Annotated in this window: 14 protein-coding genes and 1 tRNA gene; 7 read left to right on the forward strand and 8 right to left on the reverse strand. The window is 56.8% G+C overall.

Annotated features, from left to right (window positions below):
* Window positions 1–28: 28 nt before the first annotated feature.
* From RSSM_RS17575 to RSSM_RS17590, 4 genes are all read right to left on the reverse strand, one after another.
* Window positions 29–1309 carry a MauE/DoxX family redox-associated membrane protein gene (locus RSSM_RS17575; protein ID WP_044302892.1) on the reverse strand — a complete coding sequence of 427 codons (1281 nt, stop codon included), beginning with the start codon at window positions 1307–1309 and terminating at the stop codon, window positions 29–31.
* A gap of 17 nt (window positions 1310–1326) precedes the next feature.
* Window positions 1327–1944, reverse strand: coding sequence for a DNA-3-methyladenine glycosylase family protein (locus tag RSSM_RS17580; protein WP_144059907.1), 618 nt, complete (start codon window positions 1942–1944; stop codon window positions 1327–1329).
* A gap of 97 nt (window positions 1945–2041) precedes the next feature.
* Window positions 2042–3064, reverse strand: a complete 1023-nt coding sequence (gene fba, locus RSSM_RS17585) for a class II fructose-bisphosphate aldolase (RefSeq protein WP_044302879.1) — start codon at window positions 3062–3064, stop codon at window positions 2042–2044.
* Window positions 3065–3418: 354 nt separating this feature from the next.
* Window positions 3419–5638, reverse strand: a complete 2220-nt coding sequence (locus tag RSSM_RS17590) for an NADP-dependent isocitrate dehydrogenase (protein ID WP_008681626.1) — start codon at window positions 5636–5638, stop codon at window positions 3419–3421.
* Window positions 5639–6045: 407 nt separating this feature from the next.
* Here RSSM_RS17590 and RSSM_RS17595 point away from each other — a divergent pair, with 407 nt between their 5' ends.
* The 6 genes from RSSM_RS17595 (at window position 6046) to RSSM_RS17620 (ending at window position 9175) form a co-directional block, all read left to right on the forward strand.
* Entirely contained in the window at window positions 6046–6675 is a 630-nt protein-coding gene (locus RSSM_RS17595) for a 50S ribosomal protein L25 (RefSeq protein WP_008681627.1), read from the forward strand.
* On the forward strand, window positions 6672–7241 hold the full coding sequence (gene pth / locus RSSM_RS17600) for an aminoacyl-tRNA hydrolase (protein ID WP_008681628.1): 570 nt from the start codon (window positions 6672–6674) through the stop codon (window positions 7239–7241). The genes RSSM_RS17595 and pth overlap by 4 nt, the downstream gene beginning before the upstream one ends.
* Window positions 7242–7315: 74 nt before the next feature.
* A complete protein-coding gene (gene rpsF, locus RSSM_RS17605) occupies window positions 7316–7729 on the forward strand; it encodes a 30S ribosomal protein S6 (protein WP_008681630.1) in 414 nt (137 codons plus the stop codon).
* 73 nt (window positions 7730–7802) lie between these two features.
* On the forward strand, window positions 7803–8288 hold the full coding sequence (locus RSSM_RS17610) for a single-stranded DNA-binding protein (protein WP_044302881.1): 486 nt from the start codon (window positions 7803–7805) through the stop codon (window positions 8286–8288).
* Between the two features lie 133 nt (window positions 8289–8421).
* Window positions 8422–8964, forward strand: coding sequence for a 50S ribosomal protein L9 (rplI, locus tag RSSM_RS17615; protein ID WP_008681634.1), 543 nt, complete (start codon window positions 8422–8424; stop codon window positions 8962–8964).
* A 127-nt stretch (window positions 8965–9091) separates the two neighbouring features.
* Window positions 9092–9175 (forward strand) — tRNA-Leu (locus RSSM_RS17620).
* A 282-nt stretch (window positions 9176–9457) separates the two neighbouring features.
* Here the strand turns inward: RSSM_RS17620 and RSSM_RS17630 are convergent.
* The 3 genes from RSSM_RS17630 to RSSM_RS17640 are packed head-to-tail and all read right to left on the reverse strand — an operon-like array spanning window position 9458 to window position 13064.
* Window positions 9458–10375, reverse strand: a complete 918-nt coding sequence (locus tag RSSM_RS17630) for a hypothetical protein (RefSeq protein ID WP_008681638.1) — start codon at window positions 10373–10375, stop codon at window positions 9458–9460.
* Window positions 10376–10417: 42 nt separating this feature from the next.
* A complete protein-coding gene (locus RSSM_RS17635; protein ID WP_144059908.1) occupies window positions 10418–12088 on the reverse strand; it encodes a YihY/virulence factor BrkB family protein in 1671 nt (556 codons plus the stop codon).
* Window positions 12081–13064, reverse strand: a complete 984-nt coding sequence (locus RSSM_RS17640) for a 2-hydroxyacid dehydrogenase (RefSeq protein ID WP_044302882.1) — start codon at window positions 13062–13064, stop codon at window positions 12081–12083. The genes RSSM_RS17635 and RSSM_RS17640 overlap by 8 nt, the downstream gene beginning before the upstream one ends.
* Window positions 13065–13335: 271 nt before the next feature.
* On the opposite strand from RSSM_RS17640, the gene RSSM_RS17650 reads away from it, so the two are divergent.
* Window positions 13336–15108, forward strand: a complete 1773-nt coding sequence (locus tag RSSM_RS17650) for a tetratricopeptide repeat protein (RefSeq protein WP_008681646.1) — start codon at window positions 13336–13338, stop codon at window positions 15106–15108.
* A 71-nt stretch (window positions 15109–15179) separates the two neighbouring features.
* On the opposite strand, the gene RSSM_RS17655 is transcribed toward RSSM_RS17650, so the two are convergent.
* Window positions 15180–15590, reverse strand: coding sequence for a hypothetical protein (locus tag RSSM_RS17655; protein ID WP_008681649.1), 411 nt, complete (start codon window positions 15588–15590; stop codon window positions 15180–15182).
* Window positions 15591–15627: the final 37 nt, after the last annotated feature.

Here is a 15627-nt window from a genome sequence, read left to right on the forward strand (position 1 = left end):
AAGTTGATCAGCCAACGGGCATCTGGCATCACCAGTACTTCGCGACGACGTTTCGCATCGCGTCGAGCTGATTCATCCATTCTTCTTCGCGTGTCCCGTCCCAGCGATCCGAGCATGAACGCAACACACCGCGGATTTCATGGCTCCATCCCTGCTGTTCCGCGATCGCTATCGCGAGCTTCAACTGATAACGTGCCTGAGGCAGCACCGGCACACCCCGAGCCTGCAACGACAACGCACCGAGATCGAACTCTCGCCATGCATCCTGATCGTCCCCGTCTCGGAGGGCGTCGCGTAGTCCGAGCGGCATCTCCGCGATAACTCTGCGGTGCACTTCTACCGAAACACGACTGTTGTGCGGCGAGTACAAAGCCCACGACAGCCAGTGATCCCAGCGCCAATTCGCTTGATCGTATCGACCACGACGCTCGGTCAGAGGCAACACAACGGCGGCCAGCACAATCACCGAGGCCAACATGACGCGAACAGAACGACCTGCCATCGATTCGTCCCTTTGTGTCGTCCCGTGCACTTCGTCCGGTTTGGCGTGCTCTGGCATGACGAACAGCAGATACGCTTGCCCGGCGAGGACCGCGTTCCAACAAAGCACCCCGAGGCTGTGATGCATTCCCCATGGTGACAGAATCACGATCAACCCAAAGTGCATCGTGATCGCGAGCACACCGCCTCCTCGACGCGTACGCGGGAAAACCAGCAGGATCGCAAGCAACAACTCCACCGCCGGAAAACCTCCTGCGGCAATCAAACGCGTGCGATGATCCCACTGGCTGATATCAACCGGCGTCCAACGAGTCACCGTACCGAGAAAGTCTTGCCCAACGGTGTGCAAGAACTGAAAGTCGAATTTTCCGATCGAGCTGTAAAGGTAAACACTGATCATTAACACGCGAAGCGCGGTCAGCCAAAGACTTGACGGCAACAACACAAACAAACACGCGTAAAGGAACGACTGGTATGCCCATGGTTGCAGTCGATGCTGATCGGTAGCAAAACCGAGCAACAACATCACCGCGATTGCCAACCATCCTGTGCGCCGGAGCATCCCATTCCGGCCGCTGAAGAAAACAACACCACAACCAACCATCAGCAACGGCATTAACGAGACCGTGACGAACGTTCCTAGCCAACTTGGAACGCCGAAGAGCGGAACGGCGGGATAGAATTCGCTCTGCGTCCAAGCCCCGGGCAGCCAAAGTCGGTACGACACGCCGAGCAGCAGTGCCAGCGCACCACTCCAATAGCGAGAAACCAATTCGGCGCGATCGGGTTGCTTATTCGTGGAATTCATCGACCAGCCATCGAGGATCATCTTTTTCGGTTAAACAGATACAACGTCCAAATCATCTTCGTCGCCGCAGACCGATACGGTCGCCATATCTCCGCCCGCTCCACGATTTCCTCGACCGAAGAACCTACTGCTGGATCGAGCTCCTGGATCCCTTTGACGAGCGCGAGATCGCCGATCGGCAAAATATCCTCGCGACGCAATGCCATCAACAAAAAGATATCGGCAGTCCAATTCCCGAGCCCCATCCTCGCGGTAATCGATTCTCGAACCGCTTCGTTGTTCATCCTGGCTAGCGCAGAGATCGAGAACTTTCGCAGGCGAACATCTTCCGCCAACAGATTCACATACCGGGCCTTCTGTCGACTCAACCCGCAGCCGCGTAGATCCTCGTCGGTGAGCCGGAGAATGCGCTTCGCATTGACCAGGCCGCCGCACTGCGTTTTCAAACGATCAAACGTTGATTTAGCCGACGCTAAAGAAACTTGCTGCTCGAGGATAATCCGGGTGAGCGTGGCAAACGTGGGCGGACGCGTCCACGGGAGAGGTTCGCCGACCTTCTTGCGAACGGCGTCAACTTGCCGGTCGCGACGGCACACAATGTCCAACGGGTTCTCGGAGGGATGCTGGCTAGACAACGTGTCTCGATCGCAAAGGCGGGGTCTCAACGCAAACGCGGCGAGACAACAAATGCCTCGCCGCGTGCGATGGATTCAATAAAAGGAGCGCTGATAATTAAACAGCAGCGCCGAGCGAAGCACGAAGTTTCGCAGCGTTTCCGGCTTGGCCGAACGCGGTCATGCGAGCGACACAAACGTCTTTCATTGCGGCACGTGCTGGTTTCAGGTAAGCACGTGGGTCGAATGCCGATGGGTCTTCGGAGAAGACCTTGCGGATCGCACCGGTGATGGCCATCCGGCAATCGGTGTCGACGTTGATCTTGCGAACACCGCTCTTGATACCACGTTGAATTTCTTCAACAGGCACGCCGTAGGTTTGCTTCATTTCGCCACCATACTTGTTGATGATGTCTTGCAATTCCTGTGGCACGCTGCTGCTGCCGTGCATGACCAAGTGAGTGTTTGGCAATTTAGCGTGGATCTCTTCGATACGATCCATCGCGAGCACTTCACCGGTCGGCTTCGAGGTGAACTTGTACGCGCCGTGGCTGGTTCCGATCGCGACTGCGAGTGCGTCGACGCCGGTTTCTTCAACGAAGCGTTTGGCTTCATCGGGATCGGTCAAGAGTTGGTCATGGGTCAATTCGCCGACTGCACCGTGGCCGTCTTCTTGTTCGCCTTCACCGCTTTCGAGCGATCCGAGGCAACCGAGTTCGCCTTCGACGCTGACGCCACGAGCGTGAGCGGCTTTGACGACTTCGGCGGTAACGCGAACGTTGTAATCGTAATCGGCAGGGGTCTTGCCGTCGGCTTCGAGCGAACCGTCCATCATGACGCTGGTGAAGCCGTTTTCGATTGCCGACAGGCAAGTCTCAGGGCTGTTGCCGTGGTCTTGGTGCATGACGGTCGGAATGTGTGGATACAATTCCGTTGCTGCCATCATCAGGTGGCGAAGGTAGTTGTCTTGCGTGTAAGAGCGGGCACCGCGAGACGCTTGGATGATGACCGGAGAATCGGTTTCTTCGGCGGCTTCCATGATCGCCTGAATCTGTTCCATGTTGTTGACGTTGAAAGCAGCAACGCCATAGTTGTTTTCGGCTGCGTGATCGAGAACAACACGAAGGGGTACGAGTGCCATGGTGGATAGTTCCTCTGAAAGAAGATGGGGAAACGTTAGGTTGAAACGATCCGCCGCGCGAGTGCCCCACAGGAACAAATAGCCGCGAATTCAGGGGCAATTATCGCCCCCAAGGCCGGATTCGCAAGGGGCGCACACTTTCACGCCATTGCTGCCGCAATCCCCACCCACGCAGGCGTTTTCGGGGGATTGAGCCCCCGTGACGCGTCAACGTGTCACAGACCCCGCATAGTCCCACCTTTCGCGCCGAGATTTCACAATCCGACGCGACCTCGCGTTCCGGCCCGGCCGCAGACCGAGCAGCCGCAAACCGAGCGGCCGAGTCGATGGGAACAATTGTCTACGCCAGCGAGTCTATGCCAACGATTCGACGATCTGGTTCAACGTCGGGCTCGGACGCATCGCTTTGGACGCCGCCGCAGGATCGGGGAAGTAGTAACCGCCGATGTCCATCGCGACGCCTTGTGCCCCGTTGAGCTCCTCGACAATCTTCGCTTCGTTCTCCGCCATCGTTTTGGCGATAGGAGCAAATCGCTCTTTCAGGGTTGCGTTTTTGTCCTGCGATGCGAGTGCTTCGGCCCAGTACATCGCCAGATAGAAATGGCTGCCGCGGTTGTCGAGCTCATTCACCTTTCGCGAGGGCGATTTGTCTTCATCGAGAAAACGACCGGTCGCTTCGTCGAGCGTGGAGGCCAACACGGCCAGCGACTCGTCACCCGATTTTTCGGCCAGGTCCTCGAGCGAAACGGCAATCGCGAGAAACTCGCCGAGCGAATCCCAACGCAGATGGTTTTCAGCTTGGAATTGCTGCACGTGCTTCGGCGCCGAACCGCCCGCACCGGTTTCGAACATCCCACCGCCGGCGAGAAGCGGGACAATCGACAGCATCTTCGCACTCGTGCCGAGTTCCAAGATCGGGAACAAATCGGTGAGGTAGTCTCGCAGCACGTTCCCCGTGACGGAAATCGAATCGAGCCCTTTTCGGCATCGACCGCATGCGTGAAGCGTCGCTTCGACAGGAGAGAGGACCTGGATATCGAGTCCCTCGGTGTCGTGATCCTTGAGGTACTTCTCGACCTTGGCGATCAGGTTGCGATCGTGAGCGCGAGCCGAATCGAGCCAGAACACGGCTGCTGCACCGGTCGCCCGTGCCCGTGCCACGGCCAAACGGACCCAATCCACAATCGCGACATCCTTGGTTTGGCACGCGCGCCAGATGTCCCCGGCATCCACCGAATGTTTCAGCAGGACTTCACCGGCACCGTTGACGACACGGACTTCTCCCGACGCGGCGATTTCGAAAGTCTTGTCGTGCGAACCGTATTCTTCCGCTTTCTTGGCCATCAAACCGACATTTGAAACGCTTCCCATCGTGGAAACATCGAACTTTCCGTTAGCGATGCAGTCTTCGATCACCGCCTGATAGACGCCCGCGTAAGAACGATCGGGGATCATCGCGATCATGTCATGGGTTTTCCCGTCTTTGCCCCACATTTTGCCACCGGCACGAATCGCGGCGGGCATGGATGCATCGATGATCACGTCGCTGGGGACGTGTAGGTTCGTGATCCCACGGTCTGAATCCACCATCGCGAGCGGCGGCAGTTCCTGTTCGATCTTGGCCATGGTCGACTCCACCAAGGCACGCTCATCCGGTTCGAGCGATTCGATTTTGTTGAAGACCTGACCGAGGCCTTGGTTCGGATCGACGCCGACTCGCGCCAGCACGCCAGCGTATTTTTCAAACACCTCGGAGTACAAAACGCTGACCGCGTGCCCGAACAGAATCGGATCGGACACCTTCATCATCGTCGCCTTCAGGTGCAGCGACAAAAGAACATTGCCTTCCTTCGCAACCGCTGCGGTCTCGGCGTAGAACTTCCGCAGTAGTTGGCAGCTCATGACGGCCGCGTCGAAAACTTCGCCTTCCTCAACCGGGATCGACTCACGCAGAACCGTGACGTTGCCCGATTCGTCAACGTGCTCCACCTTGAGCGTATCGGCGGCGGGCATGACGACGGATTTTTCGCTGCCGTAGAAATCCCCGTCGCTCATGTGAGCCACGCGGGTCTTCGAATCGGCGGTCCACTCGCCCATCGAGTGCGGATTTTTCTGAGCGTATTTCTTTACCGGGGCGGCAACACGGCGGTCCGAGTTGCCTTCACGCAGAACCGGATTGACGGCACTTCCGAGCACTTTGGCATAAGCCGCACGGATTTCCTTTTCCTCATCCGTTTGCGGATCGGCCGGGAAATCCGGAACGTCGTAACCCTTCGCCTGCAATTCTTTGATCGCGGCGGTGAGCTGTGGCACCGAGGCACTGATGTTGGGCAATTTGATGATGTTGGCCCCGGGCTCTTTGACCAGACGGCCCAACTCCGCGAGCGCGTCGGGCACTCGCTGGTCGTCTTTGAGCCGTTCGGGAAAACTCGCCAAAACGCGGGCTGCGAGTGAGATATCCTTCGCCTCGATCTCGAGCCCTGAGGCGGCGGTGAATGCTCGCAGAATCGGCAACAACGAGTGAGTCGCCAGTGCGGGTGCTTCGTCGGTAATCGTGTAAACAATCGTTGCCATGGGAAATCCCGACATTAATGTGTGGAAGGCTACTGAAATGGTCGAACTGGATCGTGAGGTGGCCTAATCGCCGCCCGGACGCCTAACTTACCACCCGGACGGTTGCCCACATTCGAGAGACACACCCGCGGAACGTACACCGACGCGGACGTGAGCCCCGACGCAGTTCTGAACGCGAGCAGGGGCGGCGGCGTGGGGAGCCGGTCGGCTGAAGTCACCGCACCGCCCTCGGGGGCGATAGGTGGTTGCGCTGCCAAATGCTCCAAAAGCCTGTAGAGGCGGACTTCATCTGTCAATGCCGAGTCACCCCAGTTTGGGCTTGCAGCAAAGAGCAAAATCGCCATACTGCCGTGCTTCAAAAAAATTCCACCAATCCACCCTCTACTTTTGTCGGACCGGTTCCCGCCATGACGGATGTCATCCAAGCTACCAAACGAGACTCCACCGGAACCGCAGCGACCAACCGCCTGCGTCGAAATGGACTAGTTCCCGCCGTTCTCTACGGCCACGGCGAATCCAACGAACACTTGGCGATCCCTGCCGTTCAGGTCAAGGGTTTGCTGCGTCACCACTCCAAAATGATCAAACTGACGGGCGACGTGAACGAAAACGCCTTGGTCAGCGAAATGCAGTGGGACGCACTCGGTATCGAAGTCCTGCACCTCGACTTGATCCGCGTGAACCTCAAAGAAAAAGTCGAAGTGACGGTTTCGATCGAAACCCACGGCGAAGCCGCTGGTACCCGCGAAGGCGGAATCCTGCTCGAAAACCTCCACGAAGTTGACGTGCGATGCTCCGCCGGAGCGATCCCGGAAAGCCTCGTTTTGGATGTCAACGACCTTCACGTCGGCCAACACGCGACCGCCAATGACCTGCAATTGCCTGAAGGCGTTGAACTGGTCACCGATGGCGAAACCGTCATCGTGCACGTCGAAGCCGCCCGCACCGAAGAGCCCACCGAAGATGCCGGTGACAGCATCGGGGCTGAACCGGAAGTCATCAGCAAAGGCGGTGGCGGAGACGACGAAGAGGCGTGAAGCTGATCGTCGGGCTGGGGAATCCCGGTCGGAAGTACGAACAAACACGCCATAACGTCGGATTTATGGTCGCGGAACAACTGTGCCGCGAATTCTCGGGTTCGTCCCCGAGCAAAAAATTTGATGGCGAAATTAGTGAAATTCGTATCGGCTCCGAAAAAGGGCTGGTACTTTGTCCCCACACCTTCATGAACGCCAGCGGAAAAAGTATCCGCAAAGCGTTCGATTTTTACAAACTTAACCTCGAGGATCTGATCGTAATTTGCGACGATTTGAATTTGGCGACTGGCCGAATCCGAATCCGCCGCGGCGGCTCAGCCGGTGGCCAAAAAGGCCTCGCCGATACCATCGCTCACCTCGGTACAGACCAGTACCCGAGACTGCGAATCGGGATCGATCGCCCGCCCGCGAAATGGCAAGTTGTCGATTACGTCCTCGGAAACTTTAACGAAGAGGAACGGCCAGAAATCGAATTGGCCATCATGCGATCCTGCGACGCAATCCGTTGCTGGGCGACCGAAGGAATCACCGAAGCCATGAGTCGCTTCAACTCCAACGCCGCCTAAAGCATTCCTCATCCAATCTCAATTTTTCGTCTTTTCCATTCCAACCATCTTCCGATTTCCCCGCGATCTGTCCCGTGGCTAACGTCAAAACCTACGAAACACTGTTCATCCTCGACAGCAATCACTATGCCCGCGATCCCGGTGGCGTGAGCAAACAACTCGAGGAACTCATCGCTGAAGCCGGCGGCGAAGTCCTCGTCAGCCGGATGTGGATGGAGCAAAAGCTTGCCTATCCAATCGACAAGCACCAAAAAGGTACGTACTACCTCATCTACTTCAGCATGGATGGACCAAACCTGCCGAAACTCGCACGCTCCTTCCAGTTGTGTGAACCGGTCATCCGTGAACTGACCATCCGCCTCGACCCACGCTTGGTCGAACCAATCCTGGCGAACGCCCGTGGCGAACACTTCAACGGCCCTGCCGGCGGTGAAGCAGAAGACGGTGCCGCGGAAGCATCCGACGAACCAGCGGTTGCCGACGCCTAAACGCGACGTCGCGTAACGCCGACGAACCGATAGCCGACGCCCGCAAGCCGACGACAAGAGGAATCACGAAACCATGGCAAGCTTTAACCGCGTAATGTTGATGGGTAACCTAACCCGCGACATCGAGCTGCGCTACTTGCCTAGCGGCATGGCGGTTTCAGAATTCGGATTGGCCGTTAATGACAAACGCAAAAACAGCGAAGGCCAATGGGTCGACGATGTCAACTTCTTCGACATCACTCTGTTCGGACGGACCGCGGAAGTCGCCAGCGAGTACCTTTCCAAAGGTTCCCCGATCTTCATCGAAGGACGCCTGAAATACGATTCCTGGGAAAAAGACGGCCAAAAACGCTCCAAGGTCAAGGTGATCGGCGAGCGAATGCAAATGATCGGCGGACGAAGTGACGGTGGCGGAAACCCCGGAGGCAGCTCGGTCCGCGAATCGACTCCCCCACCGCAACGCTATGTCAATACAAACGACAACGCACCACCGCCCGCCCGCGACGCACAACCGACCGGAGGCGGACCGGGATACGACGAACCGGAAATTCCGTTCTAAAAAACCAACCGGCGTCGGCCTAACACCGAAACGCCCAACACGGATCCCCCGGGCAACCACCCGCTCCGCAAATTCCGAAACACTATTTCTTACAACCCATTCGCAGTCACCCCCGTTTTATAGTTAATCCGCTATGTCCAAAGCTGCCACTCGTCGAGCCAACAGCCATTTCAAACGACTTCCCAAAGGAAATAACGGCGGGATTCAGTTGCTATTGATTCACAACGTCGAACACCTCGGAAAACAAGGTGACTTGGTGGAAGTGAAGCCCGGCTTCGCACTGAACTACCTGTTGCCGCAAGGCCTCGCCACCATCGCGACCGACCACCACAAACGAATGGTCGAGAAGCACCGCGAGAAACTTCGCGAAATCGAAATCCAAAAGCTCAAAAGCTACCAAGACCAAGCCGACGAACTCGCCAAGCAATCGATCACGATCGAAGCCAACGCGAACGACGAAGGTCACCTCTACGGCAGCGTCGGACCTCACGAAATCGTCGACTCGCTCAAGAGCGTCGGAATCCACTTGGCCCAAGACCAAATTCGTCTCGACGGACCACTCAAAGAACTCGGTCTCTACACCGTCAAAGTGCACCTGCACAGCGAAGTGGAAGCGAGCCTCAAGGTTTGGGTCGTGCCAACCGTCGCTTCGGAAACCGGCGAACCCGGAGCCTAGGCTCCGACCCTCAGTCGGCTACCAGGTGGCCCGTAGTGGATCTTGTTAAAGATCCCTCAAACCACCTCCCAAACCGAAAAAAAATCCATTCAAAAAAACACAGGCCTGCTTTCGAGCAGCCTGCCACGGGGCCGTGGCGGAACTGGCAGACGCGCTGGATTTAGGATCCAGTTCCTTTACTGGAGTGCAGGTTCGATTCCTGTCGGCCCTACTGATTGACGATCAAGCACCCGAGTCACACGACCCGGGTGCTTTTTTCGTGCGCCGAGGTATCGCCGACGCCCATGAAACCGCGCCGACCATCTTGAGATTGGACACACCCAATCCCCGTAGCTGAATTCGCTCGAACTCAAACCACCGAAGCCTGGCGACATCGGCTACGTCATCTGAAAAATACCCTGCATACATTTGGAGCCGATCCACCGGCATTTGGCCTTCGGTCGTAGCATCCAAAAACTCACGCCAAATCACAGCCAAACACTGCGGCGTTTCTTTATGGATCGTCTCGGTAGCCGGCATCGAAATAAATCTTCGCAGCCTCTCGATAAGGTGGCTCCCACCCGAGTTCCTGCAACAGATCGCGACGTTTCTTGAGATACCATTTCACGTCGATCGAACCTTGATGCTTCTCGAGCAACTCGAGTGCGAGGCCCTTTTCTCCCGAACGTCGCAGCATCCGATCTTCCAACAAAATGAACTCCGCTCTCGGGCCTCCGGTTTGTTCATTGAGTTGGCGATAGACCTCGTAGAGCCTGCGTTGATAGGCGACTGGATCTTCAATCGGCCATCGCTCTCGCACGACAGGAATCTCTCGATAGGCCAACGCCCGACCGAGCCGATAGCGAGCGTACGCGAGCACCCAATCCCTATCGGTATTCAATTGCTCGACTGGTGTTGCATGAGGCCGTGCTGACGGCACCAACGCCTCGGACAAAGCATCCACGAAACGCTGTGAAGCAGGAATGATCTCTCTCAAGTTCTCCTTGCGCTCCTCATTCGTATCGATCTGACGCAAGCCCGCTTGAAGAGCGATCAAACGTTGCCACTCCTGCTTGGCAACTCCCTCCGGACGCTTCAAATTAGCCAGCAACGGTTCCTCGACGAGTTCCCTATCGCCCTTCTCATCGTCGTCCTCCGTAGCAGAAGAGCTCGTCGGCATCTTAGACATCTCGCCGGGTTCCCACCGGCGCAGCCAAGTTCGCTGCGCGAGCAACTCCAATCGCGTCTCCTCGGAATCGACGCTTTGAAGCTTTTCGTTGATCACTTCCAACTGGCTGCTGCGCCATTTTGCTGCCGACGGCTCATCGGCCACTGTGGTCGTGTTTACAGACGCGAACAACGCAAGTGCCGAGACCACCTTCAATAGGCATCGACTCATTCCGACCGCTATGGAATCCAGTTTGTCATACATCGGTAGGGGTTATTCCTGCGGGGTCAAAGGCCTACGAAGGTTCTAAGCGATCACATCCGCCAACGTTTGCTCACCGGCCGCGTTTCGCTCGGCGAGTTTTAAGTTAGCGAGTGTTTTCCATGCCCGATGGCTGTTGGTCGGCCGCGCTTGATGAGCCAGCTTCAACACGTCGGAGATCAAGATCCGTTCTGCCGGCCGCGCCAACGTCAGTCGGTCTTCTTCACCTGCGCTGCCAGGAACTCGCCATAGGCACCCACCACTGATCAGGTGATTCTCCATTTCATGGATAACACGGCTACTGAGCCCCAATTGCTCTGCCAATTCCTGTCGGCCGATCGCCTTGCCTTCGCTGAACGCGCTGGCAACCTCCGTCATGATCGGCAACATCCAATCGGGATCGCCCGCCGGCAGCGACTCGCCGTCATCAAGTTTTCCGTTGAGCCGTCGGCCGCGCATCGTTTGCGTCGTGTAGGTCAGGATCAAACCGAACAACACAATCAACCATGTTACATAAATCCAAAATAGGAACAGAGGTATTAATCCCAAGGATCCGTACAACGCCGAATACGGAACCGCCTTACTGACGTAGATTTGAAACCCGTATTTTGCAAATTCCCAGAGTACGGCACCCACGGCAGCGCCAATCGCTGCCGCCCTGAGAGAAACATGCGTATTGGGCATCAGGGCGTAAAGTAAAAACAACAACACCCATCCGGCGAGCAGTGACAAGGCATGCTGCAAAATCCACGTCGGGCGAGACCCCGCCCCGATCGTGTTGAACCAATCGACGACTTGGCCCGACATGTAGAGGCTCAGCGCGAGCAACCCGCTGCCGAGTGTAATGATCGACCAATGAATCGCGAGACGAATGTGAATCGGTCGCTGGCTCGGGGCGTCGTAGATAATGTTGAACAGGTTCTCAGTCGCATCCGCGAGCGCGACCGCGGCGTACAAAAACAACAACAAACCGAACACACCGATCGATGCGAAATCAAGCGACGCGATTTGCGACGTCACATCGTGCAGCGTCCTGCGAATGCTCGCCCGTGCCTCCATCGCCGTCGCGGCTTCTCCCGCCTTTTTCTCGACAGCATCCACCAATGCATCGTCAACCGCAGGATTTTCATTGGCGTCAGTGCTTCCACCGGCAACAGATTCATCAGCCGCAGCAGTGCCTTCCCCCGCGAGTTGGCTTTGACTGACAATCGATGAATCGTCGCCGGACGGGTTTAGCTCCGGCCCCTCCAACCCGACACCGTCGGACTCTTGATCCTCGCCTCGCGATCCCTCAAACGGCTCGCCGCCGTTGATTGCCTGCTCACCTCGGGCGAGCGTCTCGGCGATTTGACGTTCGGTCTCCTCCTCCGCGAGCCTCTCTTCTCTTTCGATCTCAGTGGCTTCATCGGCGAGATACTCGATCGGAATTTCCGGGACCCCAAAGAACGAGTAGAGCTGATTCTCGACTCGCGTTTGAACATCTTCGAGCCCGCCGACGACCCGAAACATCACCAACCCCAACACCACAACAGGAATCAGCGAGAAGATTGTCCGATAGGTCAGTTCCGCTGCCATTCCTTCGGCACGGTGTCGTTCGAGTTGCCTGCCGCAGTAGACGACCAACTCCCATGTATAGCGAAGCTGATGCTGGCGTTTGGAGAGTTCTTCACGTGGCCTGCGGATCGCATCACGCAAATACGTAATCCAGTTAGCCAAGGGGCACCTCGCATCGCAGCGGCCGACCTTCGATCCCAGCCAGAATATTGTCCACCGCAATCTCAGCCATGCCACAACGACTCGTGTCGGTTGCGCTGCCAATGTGAGGCAAGATGATCACGCCAGGCAAACCGACCAACGGATGCGAAGGCGGCAAAGGTTCCGGCGTGGTAACGTCCAACCCGGCGGCAAAGATTTGTTTGCTCGAGATCGCCTCCACCAACGCGTCTTGATCGATCACTTCACCTCGAGCCGTGTTCACCAAGACCGCGTTGGGTTTCATCTTTTCAAAAGCCGCCGCATCCAGAAGATTCCGAGTATCGTCCGTGAGAGCAACGTGAACCGAAATGAAATCACTCTCGGCCAACAATTGATCGAGCTCGACGCGGCGACCGCCGAGCGATTCGTTCACGTCCTCCTGTTCGGAGCGCGACGTATACAAGAGTCTCATGTTCCATCCTCGAACCATCCTTTCGGCGAACGCTTTCCCGATTCGTCCCATGCCGACCACACCAACGGTCTTGCCTTCGGGTTCGACGCCGAGCAATGCCGCCGGCTTCCAAGCTCCCCATCGTCCCTCGCGCACCTCCGCAGAACCTTCTTCAACACGCCGGGCCGCCGCGAGCAACAACGTTACCGCGAGATCAGCCGTCGATCCGGTCAACACATCGGGAGTGTTGCCGACACGCACACCATGTTCTTTCGCGGCCGACAGATCGATGTTGTTGAATCCCACCGCGTAGTTACTGACCACCCGCAGTTGCTCGCCGGCGGCGTCCATCACCTTTGCATCAATCCGGTCGCTCAACATCGTCAGGAGCCCATCGCAACCGACAACATTCTCGAGCAACTGTTCCGGCGTCGGAGGCAACTCCTCGGGCCAAACCAAAACGTCATGTAATTCGCAGAGCCGATCTAAAGCCCTACCGGGGATCTGACGCGTGACAAAAATTCGACTTCGGGATGTTTCGCTCATTTTTTCAAATCTATTTTCATTTTGGCACAAAGCTGATTCGTTGACTCCTCGACTTTGCCTTTGGCTGAAACCGCGAAATTTAGGTAGGTTTGGCCTTCGCTACGGTTGCCGACACCGCCATAATTACAACGTGGAGTTCTCATCGACGGTAAGATGATACGATGCGGCACTGCGTCGGCCTTCTCAGACGGACACAACACGAACCACTATGCGAGAATACAGGATGAATCGAGAAAACATCATAACGGAGTCCTCCCCAACCCACGACCGAATGGAGTCCTCGGATTCACATCGATTCGCATTTATCCCGGTTGGTTCATCGCATTTTCATCGAATTTCTAGAATCGTCGCCATCGGTTGTGGATTCGCATGCTGCGGATTCATCGCCCTATCGTCGTTGCAGGCACAAGAGACCCCCGTCCCCTCACCACCGCCGATCAACGCTGAGATCGACCCGGGCCAAGCCGACCTCGATGAAGCCGTTCTTAAACGGATCGACGCAGAAACCAACCGCGATCTCGAAGCGGTCGCCGCGCTCATTGAATCCGCACTCGCAAAGGGACTCAGCGAAGAGAACGATGCGTTCGCCCGAAAGATGCTAGGCAGCGTCCAACTGCAACGTGGACAAGGCCTCGCCGCCGCCATCATCCGTTTACGCGGCCGACAGCAACTCCAAGCCAAAACCGAAGCCGCCGAGGCACTCAGCGAAGCGGTCAAACACGATCCGGAACTCGCCGAAGCTCATATGCTGATCGCGCAGCTCAACCTGCTGCCCGATGGCGATACCGATCAAATTAGAAAATCGACCACCGCCGCGATCAAACTCTACGAAGACAACCCGCAGGAACAAAGCAAAGCGTATCTGCTGCGGGCGGTCACCCACACCGATGTCGAAGAGAAACTCAAGGACCTGAAATCGGCAATCGAAGCCGACCCCAAAAACACCGGCGCACTACGCGAACGCGCCGGTGCCCTCCTTCAAAAAGGCGACGTTGACGGCGCAGTGAAAGACCTGCAAGCCGTCCTCGAACTCGACCCCACCAACCAACAAATCGCTCAAGCGACCGTTCAACAATTGGTCGACCTCGACCGAGCCGATGAAGCCGTTGAACTGCTTGGCAAAACGATCGCCGCCAGCCCGAGCGAAGGTCTCTACCGATTGCGTGCCATCCTGTATCGCATGCTCGGCAAAGAAGACGACGCGTTCGCGGATCTGAACAAAGCTCTCGCGATGCAGCCCCGCGATCCGATTTCGCTACTGCAACGTGCTGAAATCGCACTCGGCCGCGACGACGTGAAGTCAGCCAAACGAGACCTCAAGGCAGCCACCGACATCGCACCGCAGGTGGAACAAATCGATCAAGCCATCGTCGTCCGTTGCTTTATCGCAATCGAAGAAGGACGCATGGCAGACGCGATCAACGACATGCAAATCCTGATCGAACGCAACCCGAACGACACGTTCCGTCAGATCCAACTCGCGAGCCTCTACCTCCAAGACGACCGACCTCGCAAGGCGATCGAAACCCTGACTGGCGTGCTGGCTTCGGAACCGAACAACGCATCCGTATTGAGATCCCGCGCCGACGCTTACCTGGCTGTTGGTGAACACATCAACGCAATCGCAGACTACGAAAAAGCACTCAGCTCGATCGACAACGACGACAATGAAGAGAACCAACGAATTTTGTCCGGAATCCTCAATAACCTGGCATGGGTTTTGGCAACTTCCCCACAAGACGATGTTCGCAACGGCGAGCGTGCCGTCGAACTGGGCAAACGAGCCGTCGAACTGACCGAAGAGCAAGAAGCCCATATCCTCAGCACACTGGCCGCCGGGTACGCCGAAAGCGGTGACTTCGAAAACGCGATTCTCTGGAGCGAAAAGGCGGTCGAACAAGGTGCCGCCGAAGACAACGAGCAACTCGATCAACTCAAAAAAGAACTCGATTCGTACCGCCGCAACGAACCGTGGCGAGAAAAACAAGAGACGGAAGAAAACCAACTGCCGATCCTTGCTCCAGAAGACCTGATCGACACCTGATACCAGGCGTTCGGCAACACGTTTAATGAAACGCGCGATCGTCGGAATTCAATCCTGCGATCGCCCTCGACTCAGCTCCGCTTCGGACGCCGCACCGATGGATCGTCCACCGCGTAGGCGGCCACCTCAAACGGATTGCCGCGATACCCGTCGCGTCCAAGTACGTAGAGAAACAACGAAGCCCCGAGATAAGCAGGCAAAAAGAATGGTCCCCAACACGCATATTGATGCACGTGGACACGTTCATGAGCCCGGGTGACCTCGAGCATCTCGCGATCTCGGCCGAGGACCACGTGCCCAAGTGTCATCGCCGCCGCGGGGACAAACATCTTTGCCAACGCTGCGGCAACGCGAGGTCCGTGGATTTCGAGCACGCCATCGACACGTTCAAAACGGCCGCCGAGCAACAACCCGACCGCGATCCCTAGCAACGTGTTTGGCCCCGCCCAAAAATAGCCGAGCCACCGGAAAACAACCTTCATCGATTCGATACCTCTTGGAACATCGAATCATTGTAGG

The sequence above is a fragment of the Aporhodopirellula sallentina SM41 genome, from assembly GCF_000346505.1.
Classification (GTDB): Bacteria; Planctomycetota; Planctomycetia; order Pirellulales; family Pirellulaceae; genus Rhodopirellula; species Rhodopirellula sallentina.

Coding starts and splice junctions, on each gene's coding strand:
- RSSM_RS17575 (WP_044302892.1), bottom strand. CDS start 1,309: ATGAATTCCACGAATAAGCAACCCGATCGCGCCGAATTGGTTTCTCGC.
- fba (WP_044302879.1), bottom strand. CDS start 3,064: ATGGCACTCGTACCCCTTCGTGTTGTTCTCGATCACGCAGCCGAAAAC.
- RSSM_RS17590 (WP_008681626.1), bottom strand. CDS start 5,638: ATGGCAACGATTGTTTACACGATTACCGACGAAGCACCCGCACTGGCG.
- RSSM_RS17595 (WP_008681627.1), top strand. CDS start 6,046: ATGACGGATGTCATCCAAGCTACCAAACGAGACTCCACCGGAACCGCA.
- RSSM_RS17610 (WP_044302881.1), top strand. CDS start 7,803: ATGGCAAGCTTTAACCGCGTAATGTTGATGGGTAACCTAACCCGCGAC.
- rplI (WP_008681634.1), top strand. CDS start 8,422: ATGTCCAAAGCTGCCACTCGTCGAGCCAACAGCCATTTCAAACGACTT.
- RSSM_RS17630 (WP_008681638.1), bottom strand. CDS start 10,375: ATGTATGACAAACTGGATTCCATAGCGGTCGGAATGAGTCGATGCCTA.
- RSSM_RS17640 (WP_044302882.1), bottom strand. CDS start 13,064: ATGAGCGAAACATCCCGAAGTCGAATTTTTGTCACGCGTCAGATCCCC.
- RSSM_RS17650 (WP_008681646.1), top strand. CDS start 13,336: ATGGAGTCCTCGGATTCACATCGATTCGCATTTATCCCGGTTGGTTCA.
- RSSM_RS17655 (WP_008681649.1), bottom strand. CDS start 15,590: ATGAAGGTTGTTTTCCGGTGGCTCGGCTATTTTTGGGCGGGGCCAAAC.